We start from the raw sequence: 25,847 nt of genomic DNA, 5'->3' as shown, positions 1-25,847 counted from the left end.
TGGGCACTTAACCGAAGAAGCTCTGGCCATTCTTGGCCATCTCGCGCAGCTTCGCGGTCGGGTGGTACAGCGGGCCCAGATCAGCGTACTGATCAGCCAGGGCAACGAACTCGGCCACACCGATCGAGTCGATGTAACGCAGCGCACCACCACGGAATGGAGGGAAGCCAATACCGTACACCAGGCCCATATCGGCTTCGGCAGCGGTTTCGACGATGCCATCTTCCAGGCAACGCACGGTTTCCAGGCACAGGGCGATCATCATCCAGTTGATGATGTCCTCGTCGGACACCTCACGCTGCTCGTAGACGATTGGCGCCAGCACTTCGTGAACCGATGGATCGGCAACTTTCTTCTGCTTGCCTTTCTTGTCGGTCTCGTAGGCATAGAAACCCTTGCCATTCTTCTGGCCCAGGCGCTTGGCTTCGTACAGCGCATCGACAGCCGAGCGACGGTCGTCTTTCATGCGGTCCGGGAAGCCTTCAGCCATGACGTCGCGACCGTGGTGGCCGGTGTCGATACCGACCACGTCCATCAGGTACGCCGGACCCATTGGCCAACCGAATTTTTCCATGACCTTGTCGATACGCACAAAGTCCACGCCAGCACTGACCAGCTTGGCGAAACCACCGAAGTACGGGAACAGCACGCGGTTGACCAAAAAGCCCGGGCAGTCGTTGACCACGATCGGGTTCTTGCCCATTTTCTTGGCGTAGGCAACGGTGGTGGCAACTGCCAGCTCGCTGGACTTCTCGCCACGGATCACTTCTACCAGCGGCATCATGTGCACCGGGTTGAAGAAGTGCATGCCGACGAAGTTTTCCGGACGCTTGAGGGCCTTGGCCAGCAAGGTGATGGAAATGGTCGAGGTGTTGGAAGCCAGGATCGTGTCTTCTTTGACCTGGGCCTCAACTTCAGCCAGGACCGCCTGCTTGACCTTCGGGTTCTCGACAACGGCTTCGACCACCAGGTCGACGTGGCCGAAATCACCATAGGAAAGCGTAGGACGAATGCCGTTAAGCACTTCAGCCATCTTCGCAGCGGTCATGCGACCTTTATCAACGCGGCCTACCAGCAGCTTGGCGGCTTCCGCCAGACCTTGCTCGATACCGTGCTCGTTGATGTCTTTCATCAGGATCGGCGTGCCTTTGGACGCCGACTGATAGGCAATACCGCCACCCATGATCCCGGCACCGAGGACGGCAGCCTGTTTCACGTCTTTGGCAATTTCGTCGTAGGCCTTGGCCTTTTTCTTCAGCTCCTGATCATTCAGGAACAGGCCGATCAGGCTCTGCGCAGCAGAAGTCTTGGCCAGTTTGACGAAGCCGGCGGCTTCGATTTCCAGGGCCTTGTCGCGACCGAAGTTCGCGGCTTTCTGGATGGTCTTGATCGCTTCGACCGGGGCCGGGTAGTTAGGGCCCGCTTGACCGGCGACGAAACCCTTGGCGGTTTCGAACGACATCATTTGTTCGATGGCGTTGAGCTTGAGTTTTTCCAGCTTCGGCTGACGCTTGGCCTTGTAGTCAAATTCGCCGCTGATGGCGCCCTTGATCAGGTTCAGTGCAGCTTCTGCGAGTTTGTCCGGAGCAACCACGGCATCCACGGCGCCGACTTTCAGCGCGTCTTCAGCACGGTTTTCCTTGCCGGCGGCAATCCACTCGATGGCGTTGTCGGCACCGATGATACGCGGCAGGCGTACGGTACCGCCGAAGCCCGGGTAGATGCCCAGCTTGACTTCCGGCAGGCCGATTTTCGCGCTGGAGGCCATGACGCGAAAGTCCGCGGCCAGGCACATTTCCAGACCGCCGCCCAGAGCGATGCCATTGATCGCGGCAACGGTCGGCACGTTGAGGTCTTCGAAATCGCTGAAAATCTTGTTGGCTTCGAGGTTGCCAGCCACAAGCTCGGCATCGGGCAGCTTGAAGTTGTCGACGAATTCGGTGATGTCAGCGCCGACGATGAACACGTCTTTGCCGCTGGAGACGATCACACCCTTGATCGATGCATCAGCCTTGATGGTGTCTACGGCCTGACGCAGTTCGTTCAGGGTTAGACGGTTGAACTTGTTGACGGACTCACCCTTGAGGTCGAATTTCAATTCGACGATGCCACTTTCAAGAGCCTTAACCGTGATGGCTTTACCTTCGTAAATCATCAACTGATCTCCACGATATGGAAGCTGAACAGTACACATCGGACGCTGGCCCCTGGTCGGGCATTGATCACTTCGTCAATGCTCATACCAACGCGCCAGGCACACCCGCCAATGCGATAGTCGGGATTATGTATGAGATGCCTGACAGACAAACACTCAATTCATACGCCCGTTTGATTTGGGTACGCCACCTTCAGCCAATTCCGGGCAATTGTCAATCGCCCGAAAGCGCCGTAAAAACGCGACTTTTCAGTCATTTCATAACCGCCAAGGCTAATCAATGCGCAGGCATTCACCCGATCAATAATGCGAAAGAGCCAGCAACGGCCTGTACAGCGGCGGATATCCGGCTAGGCTAGCCGCATGTGAGAACGCCTGTGCGAATGCGCGGCGTGACGAATTACAGATTTACCGGCCTGCCTGGCCAGTTCCAGCCCGATGATGATGTCGGGCTTTTTATTGCCTACGTTTTATTGCCGGCGATGGCGTGCTCAACGGCCCTATCGCCGGCAAGCCGGTTCCTACGGGTGTGTCAGGCCAAGGCCTTGAGTAACGCACTGATGGCCTGCAAGTCGCTGGACTCGCCCTTCTCACCCCAATACACGGCGATCATTTGCTTGTCCGCCTCCACTTTGTAGACATTGGCCGGCAGCGTTGCAAAATGCGGCAACAACTTCTCGTCCACGCAGGTTTCCTGCCATTGGTTGACCCACACCCCCGGCTCCTGCTGCCAGTAAACCCAGAGTGCGGGTTTGCTGCCGCGCCGTGGCCGACAGTACTGCGCACAGGGGCTGGGCGGCTCTTGCTTGAGCCAGTGCGGCCACTCCTGGGGCGACAATTGCATCGCCAGGCCGATGCGGCGCGCCTCCATGCGCAGGGCCATGCGCCCGCTCTGGTGGCGCGACGGTCGCAACCATGCCAGGGGGCTCAAGACCACTAGAAGGATTGACACCACTATCCAGACCGTCATATGTGTACTCCCGAATTTCTAGATGAGCGGATTTGACCTGACTCAACCCCATCCGCTTGAAAGCAGCCATACTGAACTTATTGCAGTCCCCTGGAGGAACGCCTCATGACTTACGAACATATTCTGGTCGCCGTGGACCTGACCGAAGAGTGCGATCCGGTGATCAAGCGCGCCGTGGCCATTGCCGGCGATACCGTGAAGCTGTCCCTGGTGCATATCGTCGAACCCATGGCCATGGCCTTTGGCGGCGACGTGCCGATGGATCTTTCGCAACTGCAACAGCAGCAGTTCGACCAGGCCAAGGAACGCCTGGACCGACTGATTGACAAGTATCCCGCGCTGAAAAAAGACCAAAGCCACCTGACCTATGGCCAGCCGCGCCAGGAAATCCACCACCTGGCCAAGGAACAGAGCTGCGACCTGATCGTGGTCGGCAGCCATGGTCGTCACGGCTTGGCGTTGCTGCTGGGCTCCACTGCCAACGATGTACTGCACGGCGCGCCTTGCGACGTACTGGCAGTGAAGCTGGTAAAAAGCTCGTAAGAACACTGCAAATCAAATGTAGGAGCTGGCTTGCCTGCGATAGCAGTCTGTCAGTTGATACATCTGGTGGCTGGCATACCGCTATCGCAGGCAAGCCAGCTCCTACCTATTGAAGTGCATTTCATATAAAAAAACCGGTGCTCGTAAGAGCGCCGGTTTTTTTATTGCCGCTAAATCAATCAGGCATCCAGCTCGGCCCAACGCTCAACCAATACTTCCAGTTCCTGGTTCAGCTTCTCAAGGGACTCGATGACCTTGGCCGTTTCTGCCGCAGGACGCAGGTAGAAACCCGCGTCAGCCATGTCGGCCTCCACGCCAGCGATCTGCTTTTCCTTGGCCTCGATCTCACCCGGCAGGGCTTCGAGCTCACGCTGCAGCTTGTAGCTGAGCTTCTTCTTGGCGGCCGGAGCGGCTTCTTGAACCGGCGCAGCCGCCGCCGGTGCAACCACCGCAGAGTTCAAGTCGGCCTTGCCGGACTTGCTCTCGGTCACACCCAGCAGGCGCGGCGAGCCGCCCTGGCGCAGCCAGTCCTGGTAACCACCGACGTATTCGCGCACCTTGCCTTCACCCTCGAAGACCAGGGTGCTGGTGACCACATTGTCGAGGAATGCCCGGTCGTGGCTGACCATCAGCACGGTGCCGTTGAACGTCAGCAGGACCTCTTCCAGCAACTCCAGCGTTTCCACGTCGAGGTCGTTGGTCGGTTCGTCGAGCACCAGCAGGTTGGCCGGCTTGCTGAACAGCTTGGCCAGCAGCAGGCGCGCACGCTCACCACCGGACAACGCCTTGACCGGCGTACGCGCACGTTGCGGGCTGAACAGGAAGTCCCCCAGGTAGCTCAGCACGTGGCGGCTCTGGCCGTCGATGTCGATAAAGTCGCGGCCTTCAGCGACGTTGTCGATCACGGTCTTTTCCAGGTCCAACTGGTGGCGCAGTTGGTCGAAGTAGGCCACGTCGATGCGCGTGCCCTCTTCCACGGTACCGCTGGTCGGTTGCAGGCCACTGAGCATCAGCTTGAGCAAGGTGGTCTTGCCGGTACCGTTGGCGCCCAGCAGGCCGATGCGGTCGCCGCGCTGCAGGACCATGGAGAAGTCCTTGATCAGGAACGGGCCATCCGGGTGATGGAAGCTGACGTTCTCCAGGACCATGACCTGCTTGCCCGACTTGTCGGCGGTATCGAGCTGGATATTGGCCTTGCCAGTGCGTTCGCGACGCTCGCTACGCTCCACACGCAAGGCTTTCAGGGCCCGTACGCGGCCTTCGTTACGGGTGCGACGGGCCTTGATGCCCTGGCGGATCCAGACTTCTTCCTGGGCCAGTTTCTTGTCGAACAGCGCGTTGGCGGTTTCTTCGGCGGACAGCGCGGCCTCTTTGTGCACGAGGAAGCTGGCGTAGTCGCCGTTCCAGTCGATCAGGCCGCCGCGATCCAGTTCGAGGATGCGCGTGGCGAGGTTCTGCAGGAAGGAACGGTCGTGCGTGATGAACAACACGGCGCCCTGGAAGTCCTTGAGGGCTTCTTCAAGCCAGGCAATCGCGCCGATATCCAGGTGGTTGGTCGGTTCGTCGAGCAGCAGCAGGTCCGGCTCGGAAACCAGGGCCTGGGCCAGCAGGACGCGGCGACGCCAGCCGCCGGACAATTCGGCGAGGGTCTTGTCGGCCGGCAGTTGCAGGCGGCTCAGGGTGCTGTCGACCAATTGCTGCAAGCGCCAGCCATCACGGGCTTCGAGGTCTTGCTGGACGTGCATCAGTTTGTCCAGGTCGGCATCGGTGACGCAGTTCTGCGCCAGGTGATGGTATTGGGCAAGCAATGCGCCCACGCCGTCGAGGCCTTCGGCAACCACGTCGAACACGGTCCGTTCGTCGGCCACCGGCAATTCTTGCGGCAATTCGCCGATCTTCAGGCCCGGGGCGCGCCACACGGAGCCGTCATCGGGCTTCTGGTCGCCTTTTACCAGCTTCATCATGCTGGACTTGCCGGTGCCGTTGCGGCCGATGATGCACACCCGCTCACCACGGGCGATCTGCCAGGACACCTTGTCCAACAACGGCATAGCGCCGAAAGCAAGGGACACATCGCTGAATTTGAGCAGGGTCATACGCTTCTCCAAAAACTGGGCGCGCATTCTACCTGAGTTGGGGGGTGAAGCGGCCGGCATTTTCGTGCCCGACACGTTCTGTAGGACATTTCTTGAGAACTTCAGCGAAGCGGCCTGCAAAGCTTTCACCGGCTGCGGGCAAAAGGCTAAGCTAGGGGCAATCAGTGTCGGCGGCGCCGGCACTAGTCCTGATTTCTTTGCACGGACGTCTCATGCGCAGTCGCCTTTTCAGCTTTTTATCTTGCCTGCTTCTTTCCTCCACCGCCGTCCAGACCGCCCAGGCAGTGGACCTGACCACCCAACGCCAATATTACGACCAAGCCAAGCGCGCCCTGGCCAAAGGCGATACCGGTCCCTACATGCAATACAGCCAGGCCCTGGCCGATTATCCGCTGACGCCGTACCTGGCCTACGACGAACTGACCGCTCGCCTGAAGTCCGCGAACAACCAGGAAATCGAACAGTTCCTGGCCAAGCATGGCGACCTGCCCCAGGCCAACTGGATGAAGCTGCGCTGGTTGCGCTGGCTGGCCGAGCGTGGTGATTGGCAGACCTTTGAAAAGTACTACGACGCCAAGCTCAATTTCACCGAACTGGACTGCCTGCATGGCCAGTACCAGTTGAGCCACAACCTCAAGGCCGAAGGCTACAAGACTGCCGAAGCCCTGTGGATGACTGGCAAATCCCAACCGGCCGCCTGTGATGCCACGTTTGGCCAGTGGGCCGCCGCTGGGCAGTTGACCGAACAGAAAATCTGGGACCGCGCGAAGCTGGCCGCCGAGGCCCGCAACTATCCCCTGGCCAACAGCCTGGTGAAAACCCTGCCCACCCTGGGTGCCCAGGGCCGCCTGATGGTGGATGTGGCGCAAAAGCCCACCATGCTCAGCGACCCATCGCGCTTCCTGCCCGCCACTGAAGCCATGTCCGACGCCGTCGGCCTGGGCCTGCGCCGCCTGGCGCGCCAGGACCCGGAACAAGCCATGGCCCTGCTGGATGGGTATGCCAGCAGCATGCACTTCTCGCGCGACGAAAAAGTCTCTATCGCCCGGGAAATCGGCCTGACCCTGGCGCGCCGCTACGACCCGCGCGCCCTGGACGTGATGACCAAATACGACCCGGAGCTGCGTGACAATACCGTCTCCGAATGGCGCCTGCGCCTGCTGCTGCGCCTGGCCCGCTGGGAAGATGCCTATCAGTTGACCCGCAAGCTGCCCCAGGACCTGGCCACCACCAACCGCTGGCGCTATTGGCAGGCCCGTGCCCTGGAGCTGGCCGAGCCGAAGAACCCGCAAGCGCTGGTCCTGTACAAAGGCCTGGCAAAGGAGCGGGATTTTTATGGCTTCCTTGCCGCAGACCGCTCCCAGGCTCCGTATCAACTGAATAACCAGCCGCTGGTGATGAGCCAGGCCCTGGTCAACAAGGTGCGCAATACCCCGGGTGTACGCCGCGCCCTGGAGTTTTATGCCCGCGGCCAGATCGTCGACGGCCGCCGCGAGTGGTATCACGTCAGCCGTCACTTCAACCGTGACGAAATGGTCGCCCAGGCCAAGCTCGCCTATGACATGAAGTGGTACTTCCCGGCGATCCGCACTATCAGCCAAGCCAAGTACTGGGACGACCTGGACATCCGCTTCCCCATGGCCCACCGCGACACCCTGGTGCGTGAAGCCAAGGTCCGTGGCCTGCATTCGAGCTGGGTGTTTGCTATCACCCGCCAGGAAAGCGCGTTTATGGATGACGCCCGTTCCGGCGTGGGCGCCAGCGGCCTGATGCAATTGATGCCCGCCACCGCCAAGGAAACCGCACGCAAGTTCAGCATCCCGCTGGCGTCACCGCAGCAGGTGCTGGACCCGGACAAAAATATCCAGCTCGGCGCCGCCTACCTGAGCCAGGTCCACAGCCAGTTCAACGGCAACCGCGTGCTCGCCTCCGCCGCCTACAACGCCGGCCCTGGGCGCGTACGCCAATGGCTGCGTGGCGCGGACCACCTGAGTTTCGACGTGTGGGTGGAAAGCATCCCGTTCGACGAAACCCGCCAGTACGTGCAAAACGTGCTGTCTTATTCGGTGATCTACGGGCAAAAGCTCAATTCACCACAACCGCTGGTGGACTGGCACGAACGTTATTTCGATGACCTGTAGGAGCCGACCTGGCGATGGCGATCTCACGGACGCCATCGCCAGCCCCCCCCCTACACGGGTTCTTCGCTAAATTGCAGGGCCGCCAGCCGCGCATACAGCGGGTTGCTGGCAATCAGCTGCTGATGTGTGCCCACAGCCACCAATTTCCCCTGATCCATCACCGCAATCCGGTCGGCGTTTTTCACCGTGGCCAGGCGGTGGGCGATCACCAGGGTGGTACGCCCCTGCATCAATTGCGGTAATGCCTGCTGGATCAGGTGTTCACTCTGCGCGTCCAGGGCACTGGTGGCCTCGTCCAGCAACAGGATGGGCGCATCCACCAGCAAGGCCCGGGCAATCGCCAGGCGTTGGCGCTGGCCGCCAGAAAGGCCCATGCCGCCATCCCCCAGGTGGGTCTGGTAACCGTCAGGCATTTGCAGAATGAAATCGTGGGCGTGGGCAATGCGCGCCGCCTCTTCAACCTGGGCAAAACTGGCCTTTGGGTTGCCGTAGCGAATGTTGTCTTCGACGCTGCCAAAAAACAGCGCCGGGCTTTGGGACACCAAGGCAAAACAGCGGCGCAGGTCCAAAGGATCGAGGCTGGTCAGCGGTTGGCCTTCGAGCAGCACCTGCCCCTGTTGCGGGTCGTAGAAGCGCAGCAGCAAGTCGAACAGAGTGGACTTGCCCGCCCCGGACGGCCCGACCAGGGCCAGGGTTTCTCCGGCCTTGATACTCAGACTCAGGCCCTCGATGGCAAAACGATCGGGACGCGACGGGTAGGAAAAGTACAGATCCTGTAGCTCCAGGCGGCCACTGACCCGCTGCGGCAACGTGATCACGCCCGTGGCAGGCGCGTGGATGTCATTGTTCGACTGCAACAGCTCGGCAATCCGCTCCGCTGCCCCGGCGGCCCGTTGCAACTCGCCGATCACCTCACTCAAGGTGCCAAAGGCGCTGCCGACGATCAGGCTGTAGAACACAAAGGCCGCCAGCTCACCGCCGGAGATACGCCCGGCGATCACATCCATGCCGCCCACCCACAGCATCACGCCGACAGCGCCCAGCACCAGCACAATCACCAGGGTGATCAGCCAGGCCCGCTGCACGATGCGTTTGCGCGCCGTGGTGAACGCCTCCTCCACCGTCACCGCGAAGCGCTGCTCATCCTGCACCTGATGGTTGTAGGCCTGCACGGTCTTGATCTGGCCCAGGGTCTCGGACACGTAGCTGCCGACGTCGGCAATCCGGTCCTGGCTCTGGCGCGACAGGCTGCGTACGCGGCGGCCAAAGACCAGGATCGGCGCCAGCACCAGCGGCAATGCCACCACCACAATGCTGGTGAGCTTGGGGTTGGTGATAAACAACAACACAATCCCGCCGATCACCATCAACGCATTGCGCAGGAACAGCGACAGGGATGAGCCGATCACCGATTGCAGCAAGGTGGTGTCGGCGGTCAGGCGCGACTGGATTTCCGAGCTGCGATTGTTCTCGTAGAACCCCGGATGCAGGTAGATCAGGTGATTGAACACCTGCCGGCGAATGTCCGCCACCACCCGCTCGCCGATCCACGACACCAGGTAGAAGCGTGCAAACGTGCCCACCGCCAGGCCCAGCACGAGGATCATGAACAGACCGATGGACTGGTTGAGCAGGTGCGGCGACTGGGTCATGAAGCCCTGGTCCACCAACAGGCGGATGCCCTGGCCCATGGACAACGTAATGCCTGCGGTGACAATCAGCGCCAGCAAGGCGCCGACGGCCTGCCAGCGATAGGGGGCGATAAAGCGCATGGCCAGGCGAATGGCGCGGCGTTGACGGGCTGAAAGCATGGAGAGCATCACCTGAGGAAGACAACCTCAAGCCTACACCGCAATCGGATTGAACTTGGGTAAATCACAATGAGTCAGGTTAATTATGCCCGGCAAGACTAGGCCCTAGAGGCTATCGGTCTAAAGTGCGGCTGGAAATCCAAAGTGATTTCTGCTGGACTGGGCATTCGATCCGTCGACGGGCCATGGAGTTGTAACAGCTCGGTCACGCGGGGGAATTAGAGTAGGTACACAACCTGATGAGGAGACAGGCCATGTCCTTGCAAAACAGCAGCACTGACAAAGTTGAAGTAATCCGCCAGCCACAACAATTGCCTTGCTCGTACATCGATGCCCAGGGCCGCGAAGTGCAGATTACCGAAGAGATGATCCAGGGCGCGTGCGCCGAACTGGAGCAGAAACTGGTCAAGCCTGCCCAGCAAGGCTGATACGCCCCAGCTCTTTCAGACCCGGCCCCGGTGGCCGGGTTTTTTATGCCTGCGCTGTGTACATCAGCAAAGGTTTGCGCCCAGGGCGTTGACGAGGCTGTGCAACGCCGCCGACTCCCCGCTGATCCGCACCTTCAAGCCGTCAATCTCGCGGCGATCCGGGTAGTGCTTGCGCAGCAGGTCGAAGGCCTTGCGCTGCTGCTCCACAGTGCCCACCAGGCTGCGGCGAAAATCCGCATCGTCACGGCGCGGGTCGTAGACGCTGCGGCACAACGTCGCCAGGGCCCAGGCCGGGTCGGTGCTGGCATGCAGGTTGACCTCGGCCAGCCAAGGCTCGGGCAGCAAGTCACTCAGTTGGATGCTCGCCGGCTGGCCAAGGTGCGCGCACAGCGCCTGGTAGATCTGCGCCGTGCCGCGCTGCTTGCCGTCCAGGCTGTAGCCGGCGATATGCGGGGTCGCCAGCACGCACAACTCGGCCAGCTCGACATCCACCTCAGGCTCGCCTTCCCACACATCCAGCACCGCCTGCAGGTCTTCGCGCTCCAGCAACACCTCGCGCAGCGCCGTGTTATCCACCACCGGGCCACGGCTGGCGTTGATCAGCCAGGTACCGGGCTTGAGTTGCTCCAGGCGCTGGCGATCCAGCAGGTGCCAGGTCGAGCCACTACCGGACTTTTTCAGCGGGGTATGCAGGCTGATCACATCACATTGCTCGATGATCTGCTCAAGGCTGACGTAATCACCGTCTTCGACAATCTGGCGGGGCGGATCGCAGACCAGCACCTTCCAGCCCAGGCCCCTGAGCACCTTGACCAGGCGCCCGCCCACTTCACCGGCACCGACGACGCCATAGGTGCGCTGGTTCAGGTCCGCACCCTCGATTTCAGCCAGGGTCAGCAGGCTGCCCAGCACATAGTCCACCACCCCACGGGCGTTGCAGCCCGGCGCGCTGGACCATTGGATACCGGCCTTTTGAAAGTAGTCGAGGTCCAGGTGATCGGTGCCGATGGTGCACGTGCCGACAAACCGTACCGGCGTGCCTTCGAGCAGCGCCCGGTTGACGTTGGTCACCGAACGCACCAGCAGCACATCGGCCTGTTCAATGGCGGCGCGGTCGATGGCGCGGCCCGGCACCCGGCGGATCTCGCCAAAACCTTCAAAGAACGCATCGAGCAGCGGGATATTTTCGTCGGCAACAATCAACATGGCAGGCTCCTTTGGCGGACCCGCAGTGTACAGGCACCAGCCTGTGGCGCGTTTACAAATCCGCTACACAGGTATTTTCCTGACCTACCCGTCAAGGCGTAGAATGCGCCGTCCTGCGCTCCCCCTTATCGGACATCTGCACGTGAACACTGCCACTCTGCCCCTCTCCCGCCCTGCCCGCGTTCGCCGGGAAGTCCACAGCCTGCTGGCGCTGGCCCTGCCGATCATGATCGGGCAACTGGCAACCACTGCCATGGGGTTTGTCGATGCAGTGATGGCCGGGCGCGTGAGTGCGCGAGACCTGGCGGCGGTGGCCCTGGGCAATTCCATCTGGATCCCGGTGTATCTGTTGATGACCGGCACCTTGCTGGCCACCACCCCCAAAGTCGCCCAGCGCTTTGGCGCCGGCAGCCATACCGAGATCGGCCCGCTGGTGCGCCAGGCGTTGTGGCTGGCGCTGGTGGTGGGGTGCACCGCGGCATTGCTGTTGATCAGCGCCGAGCCGATCCTGCATGCGATGAACGTCGACCCCGAGCTGATCGCCCCCTGCATGGGCTACCTGCACGGCATCGCGGCGGGCATGCCGGCGGTGGCGCTGTATTACGTACTGCGTTGTTTCAGTGACGGCCTGGGCCGCACGCGCCCGAGCATGATCCTCGGCCTGGGCGGGCTGGCGTTGAATATCCCGCTGAACTACGTGTTCATCTATGGCCATTTCGGCGTGCCGGCCATGGGCGGCGTGGGCTGCGGCTGGGCCACCGGGATCGTGATGTGGGCAATGATGCTGGGCTTCGCCGCCTGGACGCGCTGGGCCCCGGTCTATCAAGCCAGCGAGCTGTTCAAGCGCTTCGACTGGCCGAAATGGTCGGTGATCAAGCGCATCCTGGGCATCGGCCTGCCGATTGGCATCGCCGTGTTTGCCGAGTCGAGCATCTTTGCGGTGATCGCCCTGCTGATCGGCAGCCTGGGCGCAACTGTGGTGGCCGGGCACCAGATCGCCCTGAACTTCAGCTCCCTGGTGTTCATGATTCCCTACTCCCTGAGCATGGCCGTGACCGTGCGGGTCGGCCAGGCCCTGGGCCGTGGCGAACCCCGTGAAGCGCGCTTCGCCGCAGGCGTGGGGATGGGCACCGCACTGGCTTATGCCTGCCTGTCGTGCAGCCTGATGCTGTTGTTTCGCGAGCAGATCGCCACGATCTACACCGCCGACCCGCAGGTGGTCCAGGTGGCGGCGATGCTGATTGTGTTTGCGGCGCTGTTCCAGTTCTCCGATGCGATCCAGGTGACCGCCGCCGGCGCCCTGCGTGGCTACCAGGACACCCGCGTGACCATGATCCTGACCCTGTTCGCCTATTGGGGCGTGGGCCTGCCGGTGGGTTACTTGTTGGGCCTGACCGACTGGCTGGGCCAGGCCAACGGCCCGAGCGGCTTGTGGCAGGGGCTGATCGTCGGCCTCAGCTGCGCGGCGGCGATGCTGGTAGTGCGCCTGGCACGCAGTGCGCGCAAGCGCATCCGCACGGCGGTTTAAGCGAGCTTCTTGCGGATCCAGTACAGGTAAGTACCGGCCTCTTCGCGCTGTTCTACCAGTTCATGGTCCAGGAACACGCAGAACTTGGGGATATCGCGACGGGTCGAGGGATCGGTCGCGATGACCTTGAGCAGGCCGCCCGGTGCCAGGTCGCGGATGTGCTGGTGCAGCATCATCACCGGTTCCGGGCAGTTGAGGCCGGTGGCGTCGAGGGTGCCGTCGACGGGTACATCCGAAAACTGACTCATACTTCACTCCGAAAACAGATCCGCCCCTGTGTGGGAGCGGGCTGCCCGCGATGACGTGGGCACATTCAACATTGATTTCGATTGTTATAACGCTATCGCGGGCAAGCCCGCCCCCACATTTTGGAGCGGTGCCCGCCACAGGATCAACGGGCCTTGGGTTTCTTTACGTCCAGGCGGCGCAGGTGGCAGGTCACTTCCTCGCGGTCGTGGTACAGCTGCTTGCAACCGATTTCCACGCGAATGCCTCGCGCCTTGAAGCCTTCTTCGATGCGCTCCAGCAGGCGCTTCACTTCGGCATAACGCTGTTTCATCGGCAACTTGAGGTTGACCACCGCTTCGCGGCAATGCCCCTCGCCAATCCAGGTTTCCAGCAGGGCTGCGTTGCGCGCCGGCTTCTCGACGATATCGCAGACCATCCAGTCCACCGGCTGCTTGGGGGTGAAGGTAAACCCATCCGCCATCAGGTGTTGCACCAGGCCGGTGTCCATCAGGCTTTCGGCCATGGGGCCGTTATCGATCGCCGTCACCAGCATGCCACGGTTGACCAACTGCCAGGTCCAGCCGCCCGGCGCTGCGCCAAGGTCCACGCCGGTCATGTCGCCGTGCAGGCGCTCGTCCCACTGGTCCCGGGGGATAAAGTGGTGCCAGGCCTCTTCCAGCTTGAGGGTCGAGCGGCTTGGCGCGTCACGGGGGAATTTCAGGCGCGGGATGCCCATCGGCCACATCGCCGAGTTATTTGACTCGGCCAGACCCATGAACACTTCGCGGCCGCTCTTGAAGGTCAGCAGCAGGCGCGGCTTGCTCGGGTCTTCGACCAGTTTGCCGGCGGCCAGCAGGGCCTTGCGCAGGTGCACTTCGAATTTCTTGCAGAAGTTCGACAGTTCCTTGCCGTCGTTGGTATCGACCATTTCCAGCCACAGGCTGCCGCACACCGGGAAATCGCGCAGGTGCGCGAGGATCACGCTGATGCGGTCGGTCTCTGGCAAGTCGATGAACACCCCACGCGCCCACTGCCTTGGGAAGATCAGCTCGGCAAACCGCTGGCCGCGCATCAGGCGCTGGGCGCCGTCTTCTTCGGTGCAGACAAATTCGGCGCAGGCGCTGCCGGTCTTGGCCTTGGCATAGCCGGAAACGTTCAGGCGCGCGGCGTGTTCCGCGATCTCGGAACAGACTTCGCCTTCAAAACCCGGGCGGCAGTGCATAAAAAGGGTGTTCATTGAATCTCCTGGCAACTGGCTTGCTCTATCGCAATGCCTGTCATGAAAACGCGCGCATGATAGCTGAGTTCGGAACCTTGGACTTGTCCATAGAGTCCAGTTATTAGCCTGCTACTGAAAACAGGGCTAAGTTGAAAGCTCTGTTCGTCCCGTCAGGTCCGTAGCCGTGCGGACCATAAGGAGTCATGTAATGTCATCCGTTGATAGCCTGAGAACCCTTAAGACCCTGCAAATCGACAGTAAGACCTACCACTACTTCAGCTTGCCCGAAGCCGCCAAGAGCCTGGGTGACCTGGACAAGTTGCCGATGTCCCTCAAGGTGCTGCTGGAAAACCTGCTGCGCTGGGAGGACGAAAAAACCGTCACCGGCGCCGATCTCAAGGCGCTGGCCGCCTGGCTCAAGGAGCGTCGCTCCGACCGCGAGATCCAGTACCGCCCGGCCCGGGTACTGATGCAGGACTTTACCGGCGTACCCGCCGTGGTCGACCTGGCCGCCATGCGCGCCGCCGTGGCCAAGGCCGGTGGCGATCCGCAGCGCATCAACCCGTTGTCGCCGGTGGACCTGGTGATTGACCACTCGGTGATGGTCGACAAGTTCGGCAACGCCGATGCCTTCGAGCAAAACGTCGATATCGAAATGCAGCGCAACGGTGAACGCTATGCGTTCCTGCGCTGGGGCCAGAGCGCCTTTGATAATTTCAGCGTGGTACCACCGGGGACCGGCATCTGTCACCAGGTCAACCTGGAATACCTGGGCCGCACGGTGTGGACCAAGGACGAGGACGGCCGCACCTACGCCTTCCCGGACACCCTGGTGGGCACCGATTCCCACACCACCATGATCAACGGCCTCGGCGTCCTGGGCTGGGGCGTGGGCGGGATCGAGGCGGAAGCGGCGATGCTCGGCCAGCCGGTGTCGATGCTCATCCCGGAAGTGATAGGCTTCAAGCTCACCGGCAAATTGAAAGAAGGCATCACCGCCACCGACCTGGTGCTGACGGTCACGCAAATGCTGCGTAAAAAAGGTGTGGTGGGCAAATTCGTCGAGTTCTATGGCGACGGCCTCGCCGACCTGCCCCTGGCCGACCGTGCGACCATCGCCAACATGGCCCCGGAATACGGCGCCACCTGCGGCTTTTTCCCCGTCGATGAGGTGACCCTGGACTACTTGCGCCTGTCGGGCCGGCCTGCGGCCACCGTCAAGCTGGTCGAGGCGTACACCAAGGCCCAGGGCCTGTGGCGCAATGCCGGTGAAGAACCAGTGTTCACCGACAGCCTGGCCCTCGACATGGGCACCGTCGAAGCCAGCCTGGCCGGGCCCAAACGCCCGCAGGACCGAGTCTCGCTGCCGGATGTGAGCCAGGCGTTCACGGACTTCCTCGACTTGCAGTTCAAACCTGCCAGCAAGGAAGAAGGTCGCCTGGAAAGTGAAGGCGGCGGCGGTGTCGCGGTGGGTAACGCCGACCTGGTGGGTGAAGCCGACTACGACTTTGAAGGCCAGACCTATCGCCTGAAAAACGGCGCGGTGGTGATCGCCGCGATCACCTCCTGCACCAACACCTCCAACCCCAGCGTGATGATGGCTGCAGGCCTGGTCGCGAAAAAAGCCGTGGAAAAGGGCCTGAGCCGCAAGCCCTGGGTAAAAAGCTCGCTGGCGCCTGGCTCCAAGGTGGTCACCGACTACTACAACGCCGCCGGCCTGACCCCCTACCTGGACCAATTGGGCTTCGACCTGGTGGGTTATGGCTGTACCACCTGCATCGGCAACTCCGGGCCATTGCCCGAGCCTATCGAGAAAGCCATCCAGAAAGCCGACCTGACCGTGGCGTCGGTGCTGTCCGGCAACCGTAACTTCGAGGGCCGCGTGCATCCGCTGGTGAAAACCAACTGGCTGGCCTCGCCGCCGCTGGTGGTGGCCTATGCCCTGGCCGGGACCGTGCGCATTGATATCAGCAGCGAGCCCCTGGGCACCGGCAAGGATGGTGCGCCGGTCTACCTGCGCGATATCTGGCCCAGCAGCCAGGAGATCGCCGACGCGGTGGCCCAGGTCAGCACCAGCATGTTCCACAAGGAATACGCCGAGGTGTTTGCCGGTGACGCACAGTGGCAAGCCATTGAAGTGCCGCAGGCCGCGACCTATGTGTGGCAAAAAGACTCCACCTATATCCAGCACCCGCCGTTCTTCGATGACATCGCCGGGCCGCTGCCGGTGATCAAGGATGTGCAGGGCGCCAATATCCTGGCCCTGCTTGGCGACTCGGTAACCACCGACCACATCTCCCCGGCCGGCAATATCAAGGCCGACAGCCCGGCCGGCCGTTACCTGCGCGAACAGGGCGTGGAACCGCGGGACTTCAACTCCTACGGCTCGCGCCGTGGCAACCATGAAGTGATGATGCGCGGTACCTTCGCCAACATCCGTATCCGCAACGAAATGCTTGGCGGCGAAGAAGGGGGCAACACCCTCTACATTCCCACCGGCGAGAAGATGCCGATCTACGATGCGGCCATGAAGTACCAGGCGTCCGGCACGCCACTGGTGGTGATCGCCGGCCAGGAATACGGCACTGGCTCCAGCCGCGACTGGGCCGCCAAGGGCACCAACCTGCTGGGGGTCAAGGCGGTGATTGCCGAGAGCTTCGAGCGCATCCACCGCTCCAACCTGGTGGGCATGGGCGTGCTGCCGCTGCAGTTCAAGCTGGACCAGAACCGCAAGGCGCTGCAACTGACCGGTAAGGAGAAGATCGACATTCTCGGCCTGACCGATGCCCAGATCGAGCCACGGATGAACCTGACGCTGGTGATTACCCGCGAGGATGGCCGCAGCGAGAAGGTCGAGGTGCTGTGCCGGATCGACACCCTCAATGAAGTTGAATACTTCAAGGCGGGTGGGATTCTGCACTATGTACTGCGTCAACTGATCGCTTCGTAAACCGCGCAGCACACCTCTCGCTGAGGGGTGTGCTGTTTGTTCAGCACAGGTTTATTGGTCTTTAAATCCCAGTTGTTTGAACAACGTGGCCATATTGTAGTAATCCGTGCACTCGATGATTTTACTATTGGCGGTTTTAATCACGCACACCCCGCGAACCAAAATCTCTTTATGGGTTGCAGCCCGATCAAACAACGTCCCTTTGTGCGTGCCTGTCATATGCCATTGAATAGTGCCGCCGCCCTCTCCCAGGCTGATCACTTCCTCGAACACCTTGAAGTCCGGCAAGGCTTGCCTGATCAAGTCGAAAAACCCGCCTAACTCGGGTTTTCCCTTCATTTTCATTTCAGCCGCGACATCCTCGTAAATGCAATCATCTGCAAAGATCGCGAGAAATCGCAGTTTGGAGGAAGTGGACCATGCGTCGGCCCATTCTTTAATCAGTTGATGATCATTCATTGTAAAAGCCTCTGAAAGTCGGGAACACGCCTCTTGCGCTGCATACTCCGCCTGACAGATACACCTTCAACTCCTGCTGAGCAGATACTCCCTCTGTTCGTAAGCGTGAAAAAAGCTTAGTTGCCGCCGCGCCATCCAACCAATGTCCAGATGGCGGTTTTTTCATTTAAGTGATCAATGGCGCTCCGTATAATCGGCCGCTGATTCCTGGGCGCCGATTAATGCTGAGCGCCCGCTTGACCGTCACAAGGACTTCTCATGTTTGCTGCTTTACCCTGGCTGTACCTGGCGCTTCTTTCGATTGGCTATGCGCTGGCCCTGACCTATGGACAACTGGGGTTGGTGGCGCTGGTATCGGTCGGTTTACTGGGGGGCGCCGGGTATGCCGTGCGCCAACAACACATCCCCTGGGCCCGCTACCTCGGCCATGGCCTGTTCATCGTATTGGCCCTGGGCCTGGCGATGCACTGGCTGCCCGGTTTCTACAACGGTCGCGGCATCGACCCACAGCGCTTCACGGCCGATGCCGTGCCCTTCTCGATGTACCTGAACCAGGACAAGCCGCTGATCGGCTTCTGGCTGCTGCTCGCCTGCCCGTGGATCGTCGCTCGCCGCCCGTTGCGCCTGTCGATCTACGCCACGGCCCTGGCCTTGACCCTGACCACCATCGCCGCCCTTGGCGGTGCGGTACTGCTGGGCATCATCAGTTGGGCCCCCAAATGGCCGGACCAGGCCTGGCTCTGGGTGTTGAACAACCTGTTGCTGGTGACCCTGGTTGAGGAGGCACTGTTTCGCGGCTACATCCAGGGCGGCCTGAGCCGGCGCTTCAAACAACTGCCCTACGGCGAAAACCTCGCCTTGCTACTGGCTTCGCTGCTGTTTGGCCTGGTGCATGTGGGCGCAGGTTGGCAGTGGGTGCTGCTGGCCAGTATCGCCGGCGCGGGGTATGGCCTGGCCTACCGCTTCGGCGGCCTGGGCGCAGCGATTGCCACGCACTTTGGCTTGAACCTCCTGCATTTCGGCTTGTTTACCTACCCGATGCTGGCGGGCTGAGCAGTCCCTCTGCACTGAACACAAAAGCCGCCTTCGGGCGGCTTTTGTGTGTTCGGCGCTCGATAAAACCTAGCCGGACGGTCAGTGGTCGCCCCTCCCCCCGTTCGGCAGAATGCCTAGGAGCTTTCGTACTCACCCAACCAGCAGCGTTTCAATTGCCGGGGTTGCGATGAGGCAACCCACGCCTGTGTGTCAGGCATCCAATAAGAACCCACGCCCATGCCTCTCAAGACCCTGTCCATCTTCGGCACTCGCCCGGAGGCCATTAAAATGGCACCGCTGGCGATCCAACTGGCAAGCGATGCCCATTTCGACTCGAGAGTCTGCGTCACCGCGCAGCACCGCGAGATGCTGGATCAAGTTCTCGAGCTGTTTGAACTGGTGCCGGACTATGACCTGAACATCATGAAAGCCGGGCAAAACCTGACAGATGTGACCACGGCCATCATCCAGGGGCTCCAGGCAGTGCTGGATGACTTCAAGCCGGATGTGATCCTGGTCCATGGCGACACCGCTACCACCTTCGCTGCCAGCCTGGCGGCCTATTACCGGCAGATTCCGATTGCCCACATCGAGGCCGGGCTGCGCACCAACGACCTGTATTCACCCTGGCCGGAGGAAGGCAATCGACGCCTGACCGGCAGCCTGGCGACGCTGCACTTTGCCCCCACGCAAACCTCCCGGCAAAACCTGCTCAAGGAAGGCGTGGCCCCGGACAGGATCCATGTCACGGGCAATACCGTGATTGATGCGCTGCTCAGCGTGGTAGAGAGGCTGATGCCGATGCGCGCCCGGCTTGATCGACAGTTTTCGTTCCTGCCCAAGGGGCAACGCATGGTGCTGGTAACCGGGCATCGCCGGGAAAACTTTGGCGAGGGCCTGGAGCGTATCTGCCAGGCCCTGGCAGACAGCGCCCGGTGCTTTCCAGAGGTGGCCTTTGTTTACCCGATGCACCTGAACCCCAATGTGCAGAAGCCGGTAAAACGCCTGTTGGCCGGGATCGACAATGTGTACCTGATCGCCCCGCAGGATTACCTGCCCTTCGTGTACCTGATGACCCGCGCCTACCTGATTCTCACCGACTCAGGCGGCATCCAGGAGGAAGCGCCCGCCCTGGGCAAGCCGGTACTGGTGATGCGCGATACCACCGAGCGCCCCGAGGCTGTGGCGGCAGGCACCGTCAGGCTGGTCGGCACCGAGGTCAGTTGCATCACCCACCACCTTAACCAGTTGCTGGAGAACGAGGCCGCCTATCGGCAAATGAGCATCGCCCATAACCCTTATGGCGACGGGAATGCTTGCGTGCGTATCCGGGCTGCGTTGCTGGACCTGCCGCAAAAAAGCGAGGCCGCTGCATGAATGTCGAGAAGATTTGCGTCATGGGCCTGGGCTACAGTGGCCTGCCCACCGCGGCCATTTTTGCCTCGCGCAAAAAGCAGGTGATCGGCGTGGATATCAACCAGCGCACCGTGGACATCATCAATCGCGGAGCCGTGCATATTGTCGAGCCCGAGCTGGAGCTGCTGGTCCACGGGGTGATCACCCAAGGCTACCTACGGGCAACCACTACGGTGGAGCCTGCCGAGGCGTTCCTGATCGCCGTTCCCACGCCGTTCACGGGCAACCATGAACCTGACCTGAGCTACATCCGGGCCGCTATCGAAGCCCTGGCTCCGGTGCTGAAAAAACACGACCTGGTCGTCCTCGAATCCACCTCACCAGTGGGCACCACCGAGCGCATGGCCCAGTGGCTCGCCCGGGCACGACCCGACCTGACCTTCCCGACGACCCACGGCCAAGCCAGTGATATCCGCGTTGCCCACTGCCCGGAGCGTGTGTTGCCGGGCCATGTACTGCGCGAGCTGGTGAGCAATGACCGGATCATCGGCGGCCTGACGCCGGCGTGCTCGGCGGCCGCCACCCAGTTGTACCGGACATTCGTCAAAGGCCAATGCATCGAGACCGACGCACGCACGGCAGAGATGTGCAAGCTCACGGAAAACAGCTTTCGCGACGTCAATATCGCCTTTGCCAATGAGCTTTCAATGATCTGCGCACAGTTGAAGATCAACCCCTGGGAGCTGATTCGCCTGGCCAACCATCACCCGCGGGTGAACATCCTCCAGCCAGGGCCGGGTGTGGGCGGGCACTGCATTGCCGTCGACCCGTGGTTCATCGTCAGCAAGAGCCCGGATCTGGCGCGTTTGATCCGCACGGCGCGGGAGGTCAATGAGCATAAGCCGCAGTGGGTGATCCAGCAGGTCAAGCTGGCGCTGGCATCCCTGCTGCTCAAGCGTACCGACCTGCAGGCCGGCAGCGTGCGCATTGCCTGCTATGGCCTGGCATTCAAGGCCGATATCGATGATTTGCGTGAAAGCCCGGCCTTGAGTATCGCCCGGCAACTGGGCCAGGAACTGGGGGTCAAGCTGCTGCTGGTGGAGCCCAACATCGAGGCGCTGCCCGCCGACATGGCCATGCACTCGCTGACCGACACCGCCGACGCCCTCGAGCGCGCACAGATTCATGTGTTGCTGGTCAGGCACCGCGAGTTCGCCTCGATGCCCGCCCTGCGCGATGGCCTTCTGGTGATTGATGCTGCCGGCGTGCTGGCAGCCTGAGAGGTACCGATAATGAATGCGATGGAACGCGCCGCACACAAGCAAGTGCGCCACGACCTGGAGGAGCAACGCGCTACCAGCGAACAGCTGCAGGCTGCCCTCAGCCAAGCCCGTGAGCAGATCGCCACGCTCAACGACAACCTGCACAGTGCCAATGCCAAGCGCCACCTGGCAGAACAGCGGCTGATCAAGACGCGCGCCAGCCTGACCTATCAATTGGGTTATCAATTGAAGGCCGGCACCCGCTCGCTGGGTGCATTGCTGCGCCTGCCAGCGATCTTGTTCAGGCTGTACCGCCAGGCCCGCAGGAGCCGTCCGATCACCCAGCAAGCAAGCGCTGAGCACCCACGGCAGCCGCTGCCAGCCACGGCACCGGTTACAGCGACACCCCGGCCCCGTCCGCTGACAGAGGCCGACTACATCCACGACCACCTGTTGCCAGGCGCCCAGGGCAATGCCCAGCCACTGAGAGTGGCCTGCGTGATGGACCCGTTTACCTACGATGCCTACCGCCACGAATGCCAGTTGCTGCAACTGACCCCGGCCCACTACCTGACAGAACTTGAAGCGTTCCAACCCGAGCTTCTGTTTATCGAGTCGGCTTGGCGCGGCAAGGATGACCTGTGGCACAACAAAGTGGGGCACAACTGCGAGGAACTGCGGGGCACCTTGCAGTGGTGCAAGGAGCACGGCGTGCCCACGGTGTTCTGGAACAAGGAAGACCCCGTGCACTACGAAACCTTCCTCAACACGGCCAAGCAATTGGACTTTGTATTCACCACCGATATCGACTGCATTCAGCGCTATAAAGGCGCATTGGGACACGAGCGTGTCTACCTGCTGCCCTTTGCCTGCCAGCCCGTGGTGCACAACCCGATTGAGCTGTATGAACGCAAGGACGGGTTCTGCTTTGCCGGTGCCTACTACGTCCGTTATCCCGAACGGACCCGTGACCTGGTCAATCTCATCAGCGAACTGCCACGCTTGCGCCCCTTGGAGATCTTTGATCGCAACTTCTGCAAACAAGACGCCAACTATCAGTTCCCCGCCGAATATCAATCCTACATCGTCGGCACGTTGAGCCCTGCACACATGGACCTGGCCTACAAAGGCTATCGCTACGGGGTCAACCTCAACTCGATCAAGCAATCCCAGTCCATGTTCGCGCGGCGCGTCTTCGAGCTGCTGGGCTCCAACACCCTGACTGTCAGCAATTTTTCCCGCGGCCTGCGCGTATTGCTGGGTGATCTGGTAATTACCACCGACAACAGTGCGCACATGCTCAACCGGCTCAAGGCGCTGGCGGATAACCCGCAACATAGCGCCAGACTGCGCCTGGCCGGCTTGCGCAAAGTGATGCAGGAACATACCTACGCCCATCGCTTGCGCTATGTCATGGCCAAAGTCAGCGGCACGCCCCAAGACGATCCCTTGCCCAAGATTTGCATCATCGCCAATGCGCTCAACAATGCCGAGCTGCTGGCACTGACCCGGCACCTGCAGCGCCAGCGCTACAGCAATATCATCATGAAGGTCGTGGTGAACACGGGCGTAACCGCAACAGACCCGCGATTACACCTGATCAGCCGCACGCAATTGAACGCCGTTACCGTGGCTGAACTGGCCAACGGCGCCGCCTGGGTTGGCGCGATGGTCGCGCAGGACTACTACGGCCCCCACTACCTGCTCGACCTGGCCCTGGCCACGCGCTACAGCCAGGCCAACGTGATCGGCAAGGCGGCGCACTACGTAGCCGATGAGCATGGCATCCACCTGCACAATGCCGGGCAGGACTACCGCTGCGCCAGCGCCATCGCCGCCCGTTGCGCGCTGATCAAGCCCTCATTGCTGGCCAGCCAAACGGTTGGCGACTGGCTCCACGCCCTGCCCTCCCTTGAGTACCGCAACCCGAAGGCCCTGGCGAGCGACGTCTTCAACTACTGCAAAAACGCGGCGGGCACCCACCCGCAGCAGGTCAGCGCCATGGTGGATGATCTTGCGGTGGATAGCGGTGTGAGCCTCGCCACCCTGCAACGGCACGCCGAAACCATTCCCCCGCTGCAAGCGAGCGCCAGTACGCCGTACATCAGTGGTGCAGCCCTGGCGAAACTGTTTGCCCCTATCGCCAGCAAGTTCCTGCAAACCAAGGTCGATGCCGATACCTGGCATATCTCCTCATCCCTGGCGGACGGTAGGCACGAGTACCATTACGCCAGGCAGGAACTGCCCGTGGCCCAACTGGCAACCGACGCGCCTCTGCAACTGTTCCTCGACGCCACCCCAGGCTTGAACATTCAGTTGGTCGTCCTGTTCCTGGATGCACAGAAACAACGCATCAGCCATCTGCTGCAAACGGCCAATCGCAACCAGAGCTGCGAGGTCCCTCCCGAAACCGCCTACGTGCGCCTGGGAATCCGTGCTTACGCAAGCGGCAGTTCCACGATTAAGGAACTGGTCCTCGGCCATCGTGATATCCAGCCATCCACACTGCTCGCCAAGGCCGGGCACCTACTGCTGACCAACCACTACCCGGCCTATGACGATCTGTACCGCAACGGCTTTTTGCACACCCGTGTGAGCGCCTATCAAGCACAAGGCTTGCCGGTGGATGTGTTTCGCCTGCGCGCAAATGAGCCGGTCAGCTATCAAGAATTTGAAAACGTCGATGTCATCACTGGCTCCCAGGCAGCCCTGGCCAACATGCTTGGGTCAAGGTGTTATCAATCGGTGCTGGTGCATTTTCTGGACCCGCAGATGTGGGAAGTCCTGCGCCTGCACGCCATCCCCACCATCGTCTGGGTGCACGGTTCCGAAATCCAGCCATGGTGGCGTCGGGCGCACAACTATGGCAGCGATGCGCAACGGCAACTGGGCAAGCTCGAAAGCGAGCGGCGCATGGGCTTCTGGCGCAAGCTGCTAAACCCCATGCCGGCCAATTTGCAGTTGGTGTTCGTATCGCATCACTTTGCCGAAGAGGTCATGGAAGACCTGGGCTTTCGCCTGCCAAAAAACCAGTACCGGATCATTCACAACCCGATCAATACCCAGTTGTTTTCCTATCAGGAAAAACCGCCGGAACAGCGCAAGAAAATCCTCTCGATCCGCCCTTATGCATCGCGCACCTATGCCAATGACCTGAGCGTCAAGGCCATCCAGTTGCTGGCGCAAAAGCCCTGGTTCAGTGAACTGCAGTTTCGCCTGATCGGGGATGGGCCGTTATTCGAGGAGACATTGGCGCCCCTGCGCCAATACCCCAACGTACAGATTGAAAGGGGCTACTTGAAACAGTCCGAAATCGCCGAACTGCACAAACACTATGGGGTATTCCTGTGCCCCAGCCGCATGGATACCCAAGGTGTCTCTCGTGATGAAGCAATGGCCTCGGGCCTGGTACCGATCACCAATCGAGTCGGGGCAATACCGGAGTTTGTCGATGACAACAGTGGTTTTCTAGCGGCCCCGGAAAGTTTCATCGAGCTGAGCGAAGCCATTGAAACCCTGTTCCTGCACCCCTGCACTTTCCAGGAAAAATCCCTGAGCGCCAGACAACGCGTGGTCATGCAAAGCGACACGCTGCAGATTTCAAAAGCTGAACTCAACCTCATACGAGACACAAATGACCATCGAGAAAGAGTCGACACTCCAGATAATCCTGCTATCGACACTCGGCTGGTGCATGTCATTGGCTCGTAAATTCATACGAGTCACTCCGACAGCAACTTTCACCGCCCATACCGCACATTTTTGTGCGCAAGGCCTATTGATCGTAACGTTTCTGTTACCGCTGAAAATCCTCATCCTGCTGGGCTCCGAGGCAATTCCCGAATATTTGCCGCAGGCATTCAAGTCGTTCAGCAAACCCTGGCTGATTATTGGCCTCAGTTTATTGACCGCTGTGTTTTATGGCCTCTATTTGCTGTCGGAAGTTATCGCGTCACGTTATTCAAGAACGGGCGCCTACCAACTAATGAACCACAACCAGAAGTCCAACAGTCTGGGTAACCAGCGACCTCTGGCAGTACTGGCGTTCTCCAGGTTCACTCGGGGCTTGTCTGCGGCCAGTTTTGTGACCATTGCCCTGAGCCTATTGCTTTACATCTACCCGGCGCTGCTGACCATTGCCCTGGCCTATATTGCGGGGGTCACGACACTGATCATCGTTTTATACAACCGTAAACACCGCATACGTTCAATTGTGCAGCGCCATCATCATGCGTTGCTCAATGCACTTTCGTCCCTGGGGTTCCTGGGGACGTTTGCCTTCATGGTCATGGACTTTCTGTACATGACACCTGCCCCCATCTCTATCGCGCTCATTTCATTGATTCTGGTCCGGCAAAGCCTTGCCCGGCTCAAGTCGATGATTGAGGACGCTATCTACCTGAAAAACCATCAACAGAAAATCAATGCGCTGTTCTTCGCCTATTGATTGCCAACGTGCC

Annotated in this window: 18 protein-coding genes; 10 read left to right on the top strand and 8 right to left on the bottom strand. The window is 60.8% G+C overall.

From position 1 onward, the window contains the following. Positions 1–7: 7 nt before the first annotated feature. Together fadB and ACSSVH_RS07825 are read right to left on the bottom strand one after the other, a co-directional pair. Positions 8–2,155, bottom strand: a complete 2,148-nt coding sequence (gene fadB, locus ACSSVH_RS07830) for a fatty acid oxidation complex subunit alpha FadB (protein ID WP_029300084.1) — start codon at positions 2,153–2,155, stop codon at positions 8–10. A gap of 532 nt (positions 2,156–2,687) precedes the next feature. Then, the gene (locus tag ACSSVH_RS07825) at positions 2,688–3,125 is read right to left on the bottom strand and encodes a hypothetical protein (RefSeq protein ID WP_169954186.1); all 438 of its coding nucleotides are present in this window, start codon (positions 3,123–3,125) and stop codon (positions 2,688–2,690) included. A gap of 105 nt (positions 3,126–3,230) precedes the next feature. Between ACSSVH_RS07825 and ACSSVH_RS07820 the strand changes: the two genes are divergently transcribed. After that, positions 3,231–3,668: a universal stress protein gene (locus ACSSVH_RS07820; RefSeq protein WP_169954187.1), complete on the top strand. Its 438-nt coding sequence runs from the start codon at positions 3,231–3,233 to the stop codon at positions 3,666–3,668. Between the two features lie 179 nt (positions 3,669–3,847). On the opposite strand, the gene ACSSVH_RS07815 is transcribed toward ACSSVH_RS07820, so the two are convergent. Continuing rightward, positions 3,848–5,764, bottom strand: coding sequence for an ATP-binding cassette domain-containing protein (locus ACSSVH_RS07815; protein WP_169954188.1), 1,917 nt, complete (start codon positions 5,762–5,764; stop codon positions 3,848–3,850). Between the two features lie 212 nt (positions 5,765–5,976). Here ACSSVH_RS07815 and ACSSVH_RS07810 point away from each other — a divergent pair, with 212 nt between their 5' ends. Further along, a complete protein-coding gene (locus ACSSVH_RS07810; protein ID WP_169954291.1) occupies positions 5,977–7,905 on the top strand; it encodes a transglycosylase SLT domain-containing protein in 1,929 nt (642 codons plus the stop codon). A gap of 50 nt (positions 7,906–7,955) precedes the next feature. Here the strand turns inward: ACSSVH_RS07810 and ACSSVH_RS07805 are convergent, their stop codons facing one another. Continuing rightward, positions 7,956–9,725, bottom strand: coding sequence for an ABC transporter transmembrane domain-containing protein (locus ACSSVH_RS07805; protein WP_169954281.1), 1,770 nt, complete (start codon positions 9,723–9,725; stop codon positions 7,956–7,958). Positions 9,726–9,970: 245 nt separating this feature from the next. Here ACSSVH_RS07805 and ACSSVH_RS07800 point away from each other — a divergent pair, with 245 nt between their 5' ends. Next, entirely contained in the window at positions 9,971–10,144 is a 174-nt protein-coding gene (locus tag ACSSVH_RS07800; RefSeq protein ID WP_029300072.1) for a PA1571 family protein, read from the top strand. A gap of 63 nt (positions 10,145–10,207) precedes the next feature. On the opposite strand, the gene pdxB is transcribed toward ACSSVH_RS07800, so the two are convergent. Continuing rightward, positions 10,208–11,350: a 4-phosphoerythronate dehydrogenase PdxB gene (pdxB, locus tag ACSSVH_RS07795; RefSeq protein ID WP_170057748.1), complete on the bottom strand. Its 1,143-nt coding sequence runs from the start codon at positions 11,348–11,350 to the stop codon at positions 10,208–10,210. A gap of 142 nt (positions 11,351–11,492) precedes the next feature. Between pdxB and ACSSVH_RS07790 the strand changes: the two genes are divergently transcribed. Then, on the top strand, positions 11,493–12,878 hold the full coding sequence (locus ACSSVH_RS07790) for an MATE family efflux transporter (RefSeq protein WP_169954292.1): 1,386 nt from the start codon (positions 11,493–11,495) through the stop codon (positions 12,876–12,878). Here the strand turns inward: ACSSVH_RS07790 and tusA are convergent. Both tusA and rlmM read right to left on the bottom strand, forming a co-directional pair. Beyond that, the gene (gene tusA, locus ACSSVH_RS07785; protein WP_076961259.1) at positions 12,875–13,126 is read right to left on the bottom strand and encodes a sulfurtransferase TusA; all 252 of its coding nucleotides are present in this window, start codon (positions 13,124–13,126) and stop codon (positions 12,875–12,877) included. The genes ACSSVH_RS07790 and tusA overlap by 4 nt on opposite strands. 143 nt (positions 13,127–13,269) lie before the next feature. Continuing rightward, positions 13,270–14,343 carry a 23S rRNA (cytidine(2498)-2'-O)-methyltransferase RlmM gene (gene rlmM / locus ACSSVH_RS07780; RefSeq protein WP_029300064.1) on the bottom strand — a complete coding sequence of 358 codons (1,074 nt, stop codon included), beginning with the start codon at positions 14,341–14,343 and terminating at the stop codon, positions 13,270–13,272. Between the two features lie 190 nt (positions 14,344–14,533). On the opposite strand from rlmM, the gene acnA reads away from it, so the two are divergent. Beyond that, the gene (gene acnA / locus ACSSVH_RS07775; protein ID WP_170043335.1) at positions 14,534–17,275 is read left to right on the top strand and encodes an aconitate hydratase AcnA; all 2,742 of its coding nucleotides are present in this window, start codon (positions 14,534–14,536) and stop codon (positions 17,273–17,275) included. Positions 17,276–17,326: 51 nt separating this feature from the next. On the opposite strand, the gene ACSSVH_RS07770 is transcribed toward acnA, so the two are convergent. Beyond that, on the bottom strand, positions 17,327–17,734 hold the full coding sequence (locus ACSSVH_RS07770; protein WP_492634312.1) for an ester cyclase: 408 nt from the start codon (positions 17,732–17,734) through the stop codon (positions 17,327–17,329). Positions 17,735–17,992: 258 nt separating this feature from the next. Here ACSSVH_RS07770 and ACSSVH_RS07765 point away from each other — a divergent pair, with 258 nt between their 5' ends. The 5 genes from ACSSVH_RS07765 to ACSSVH_RS07745 all read left to right on the top strand — a co-directional run bounded on the left by ACSSVH_RS07765 (position 17,993) and on the right by ACSSVH_RS07745 (position 25,834). Then, positions 17,993–18,787, top strand: a complete 795-nt coding sequence (locus ACSSVH_RS07765; protein WP_492634311.1) for a CPBP family intramembrane glutamic endopeptidase — start codon at positions 17,993–17,995, stop codon at positions 18,785–18,787. Between the two features lie 219 nt (positions 18,788–19,006). Next, on the top strand, positions 19,007–20,146 hold the full coding sequence (wecB, locus tag ACSSVH_RS07760; RefSeq protein ID WP_492634310.1) for a non-hydrolyzing UDP-N-acetylglucosamine 2-epimerase: 1,140 nt from the start codon (positions 19,007–19,009) through the stop codon (positions 20,144–20,146). Beyond that, on the top strand, positions 20,143–21,405 hold the full coding sequence (wecC, locus tag ACSSVH_RS07755) for a UDP-N-acetyl-D-mannosamine dehydrogenase (protein WP_492634309.1): 1,263 nt from the start codon (positions 20,143–20,145) through the stop codon (positions 21,403–21,405). Before wecB ends, wecC begins: the two co-directional genes overlap by 4 nt. 12 nt (positions 21,406–21,417) lie before the next feature. Beyond that, complete coding sequence (locus tag ACSSVH_RS07750; protein ID WP_492634308.1) at positions 21,418–25,098, top strand: glycosyltransferase family protein; 3,681 nt, start codon at positions 21,418–21,420, stop codon at positions 25,096–25,098. Then, positions 25,022–25,834 (top strand): hypothetical protein, encoded by an 813-nt coding sequence (locus tag ACSSVH_RS07745; RefSeq protein ID WP_432755226.1) that lies wholly within the window; start codon positions 25,022–25,024, stop codon positions 25,832–25,834. Before ACSSVH_RS07750 ends, ACSSVH_RS07745 begins: the two co-directional genes overlap by 77 nt. Positions 25,835–25,847 lie beyond the last annotated feature (13 nt).

Source organism: Pseudomonas sp. HC1(2025), assembly GCF_058742075.1.
The sequence above is the reverse complement of the archived record's forward strand: the minus strand, read 5'-3'. Positions and strand labels throughout refer to the sequence as shown.

What these genes read in the sequence shown, in the direction of transcription:
- fadB (WP_029300084.1), bottom strand. Translation starts at nt 2,155, where the DNA reads ATGATTTACGAAGGTAAAGCCATCACGGTTAAGGCTCTTGAAAGTGGC.
- ACSSVH_RS07825 (WP_169954186.1), bottom strand. Translation starts at nt 3,125, where the DNA reads ATGACGGTCTGGATAGTGGTGTCAATCCTTCTAGTGGTCTTGAGCCCC.
- ACSSVH_RS07820 (WP_169954187.1), top strand. Translation starts at nt 3,231, where the DNA reads ATGACTTACGAACATATTCTGGTCGCCGTGGACCTGACCGAAGAGTGC.
- ACSSVH_RS07815 (WP_169954188.1), bottom strand. Translation starts at nt 5,764, where the DNA reads ATGACCCTGCTCAAATTCAGCGATGTGTCCCTTGCTTTCGGCGCTATG.
- ACSSVH_RS07810 (WP_169954291.1), top strand. Translation starts at nt 5,977, where the DNA reads ATGCGCAGTCGCCTTTTCAGCTTTTTATCTTGCCTGCTTCTTTCCTCC.
- ACSSVH_RS07805 (WP_169954281.1), bottom strand. Translation starts at nt 9,725, where the DNA reads ATGCTCTCCATGCTTTCAGCCCGTCAACGCCGCGCCATTCGCCTGGCC.
- ACSSVH_RS07800 (WP_029300072.1), top strand. Translation starts at nt 9,971, where the DNA reads ATGTCCTTGCAAAACAGCAGCACTGACAAAGTTGAAGTAATCCGCCAG.
- pdxB (WP_170057748.1), bottom strand. Translation starts at nt 11,350, where the DNA reads ATGTTGATTGTTGCCGACGAAAATATCCCGCTGCTCGATGCGTTCTTT.
- tusA (WP_076961259.1), bottom strand. Translation starts at nt 13,126, where the DNA reads ATGAGTCAGTTTTCGGATGTACCCGTCGACGGCACCCTCGACGCCACC.
- rlmM (WP_029300064.1), bottom strand. Translation starts at nt 14,343, where the DNA reads ATGAACACCCTTTTTATGCACTGCCGCCCGGGTTTTGAAGGCGAAGTC.
- acnA (WP_170043335.1), top strand. Translation starts at nt 14,534, where the DNA reads ATGTCATCCGTTGATAGCCTGAGAACCCTTAAGACCCTGCAAATCGAC.
- ACSSVH_RS07770 (WP_492634312.1), bottom strand. Translation starts at nt 17,734, where the DNA reads ATGAATGATCATCAACTGATTAAAGAATGGGCCGACGCATGGTCCACT.
- ACSSVH_RS07765 (WP_492634311.1), top strand. Translation starts at nt 17,993, where the DNA reads ATGTTTGCTGCTTTACCCTGGCTGTACCTGGCGCTTCTTTCGATTGGC.
- wecB (WP_492634310.1), top strand. Translation starts at nt 19,007, where the DNA reads ATGCCTCTCAAGACCCTGTCCATCTTCGGCACTCGCCCGGAGGCCATT.
- wecC (WP_492634309.1), top strand. Translation starts at nt 20,143, where the DNA reads ATGAATGTCGAGAAGATTTGCGTCATGGGCCTGGGCTACAGTGGCCTG.
- ACSSVH_RS07750 (WP_492634308.1), top strand. Translation starts at nt 21,418, where the DNA reads ATGAATGCGATGGAACGCGCCGCACACAAGCAAGTGCGCCACGACCTG.
- ACSSVH_RS07745 (WP_432755226.1), top strand. Translation starts at nt 25,022, where the DNA reads ATGACCATCGAGAAAGAGTCGACACTCCAGATAATCCTGCTATCGACA.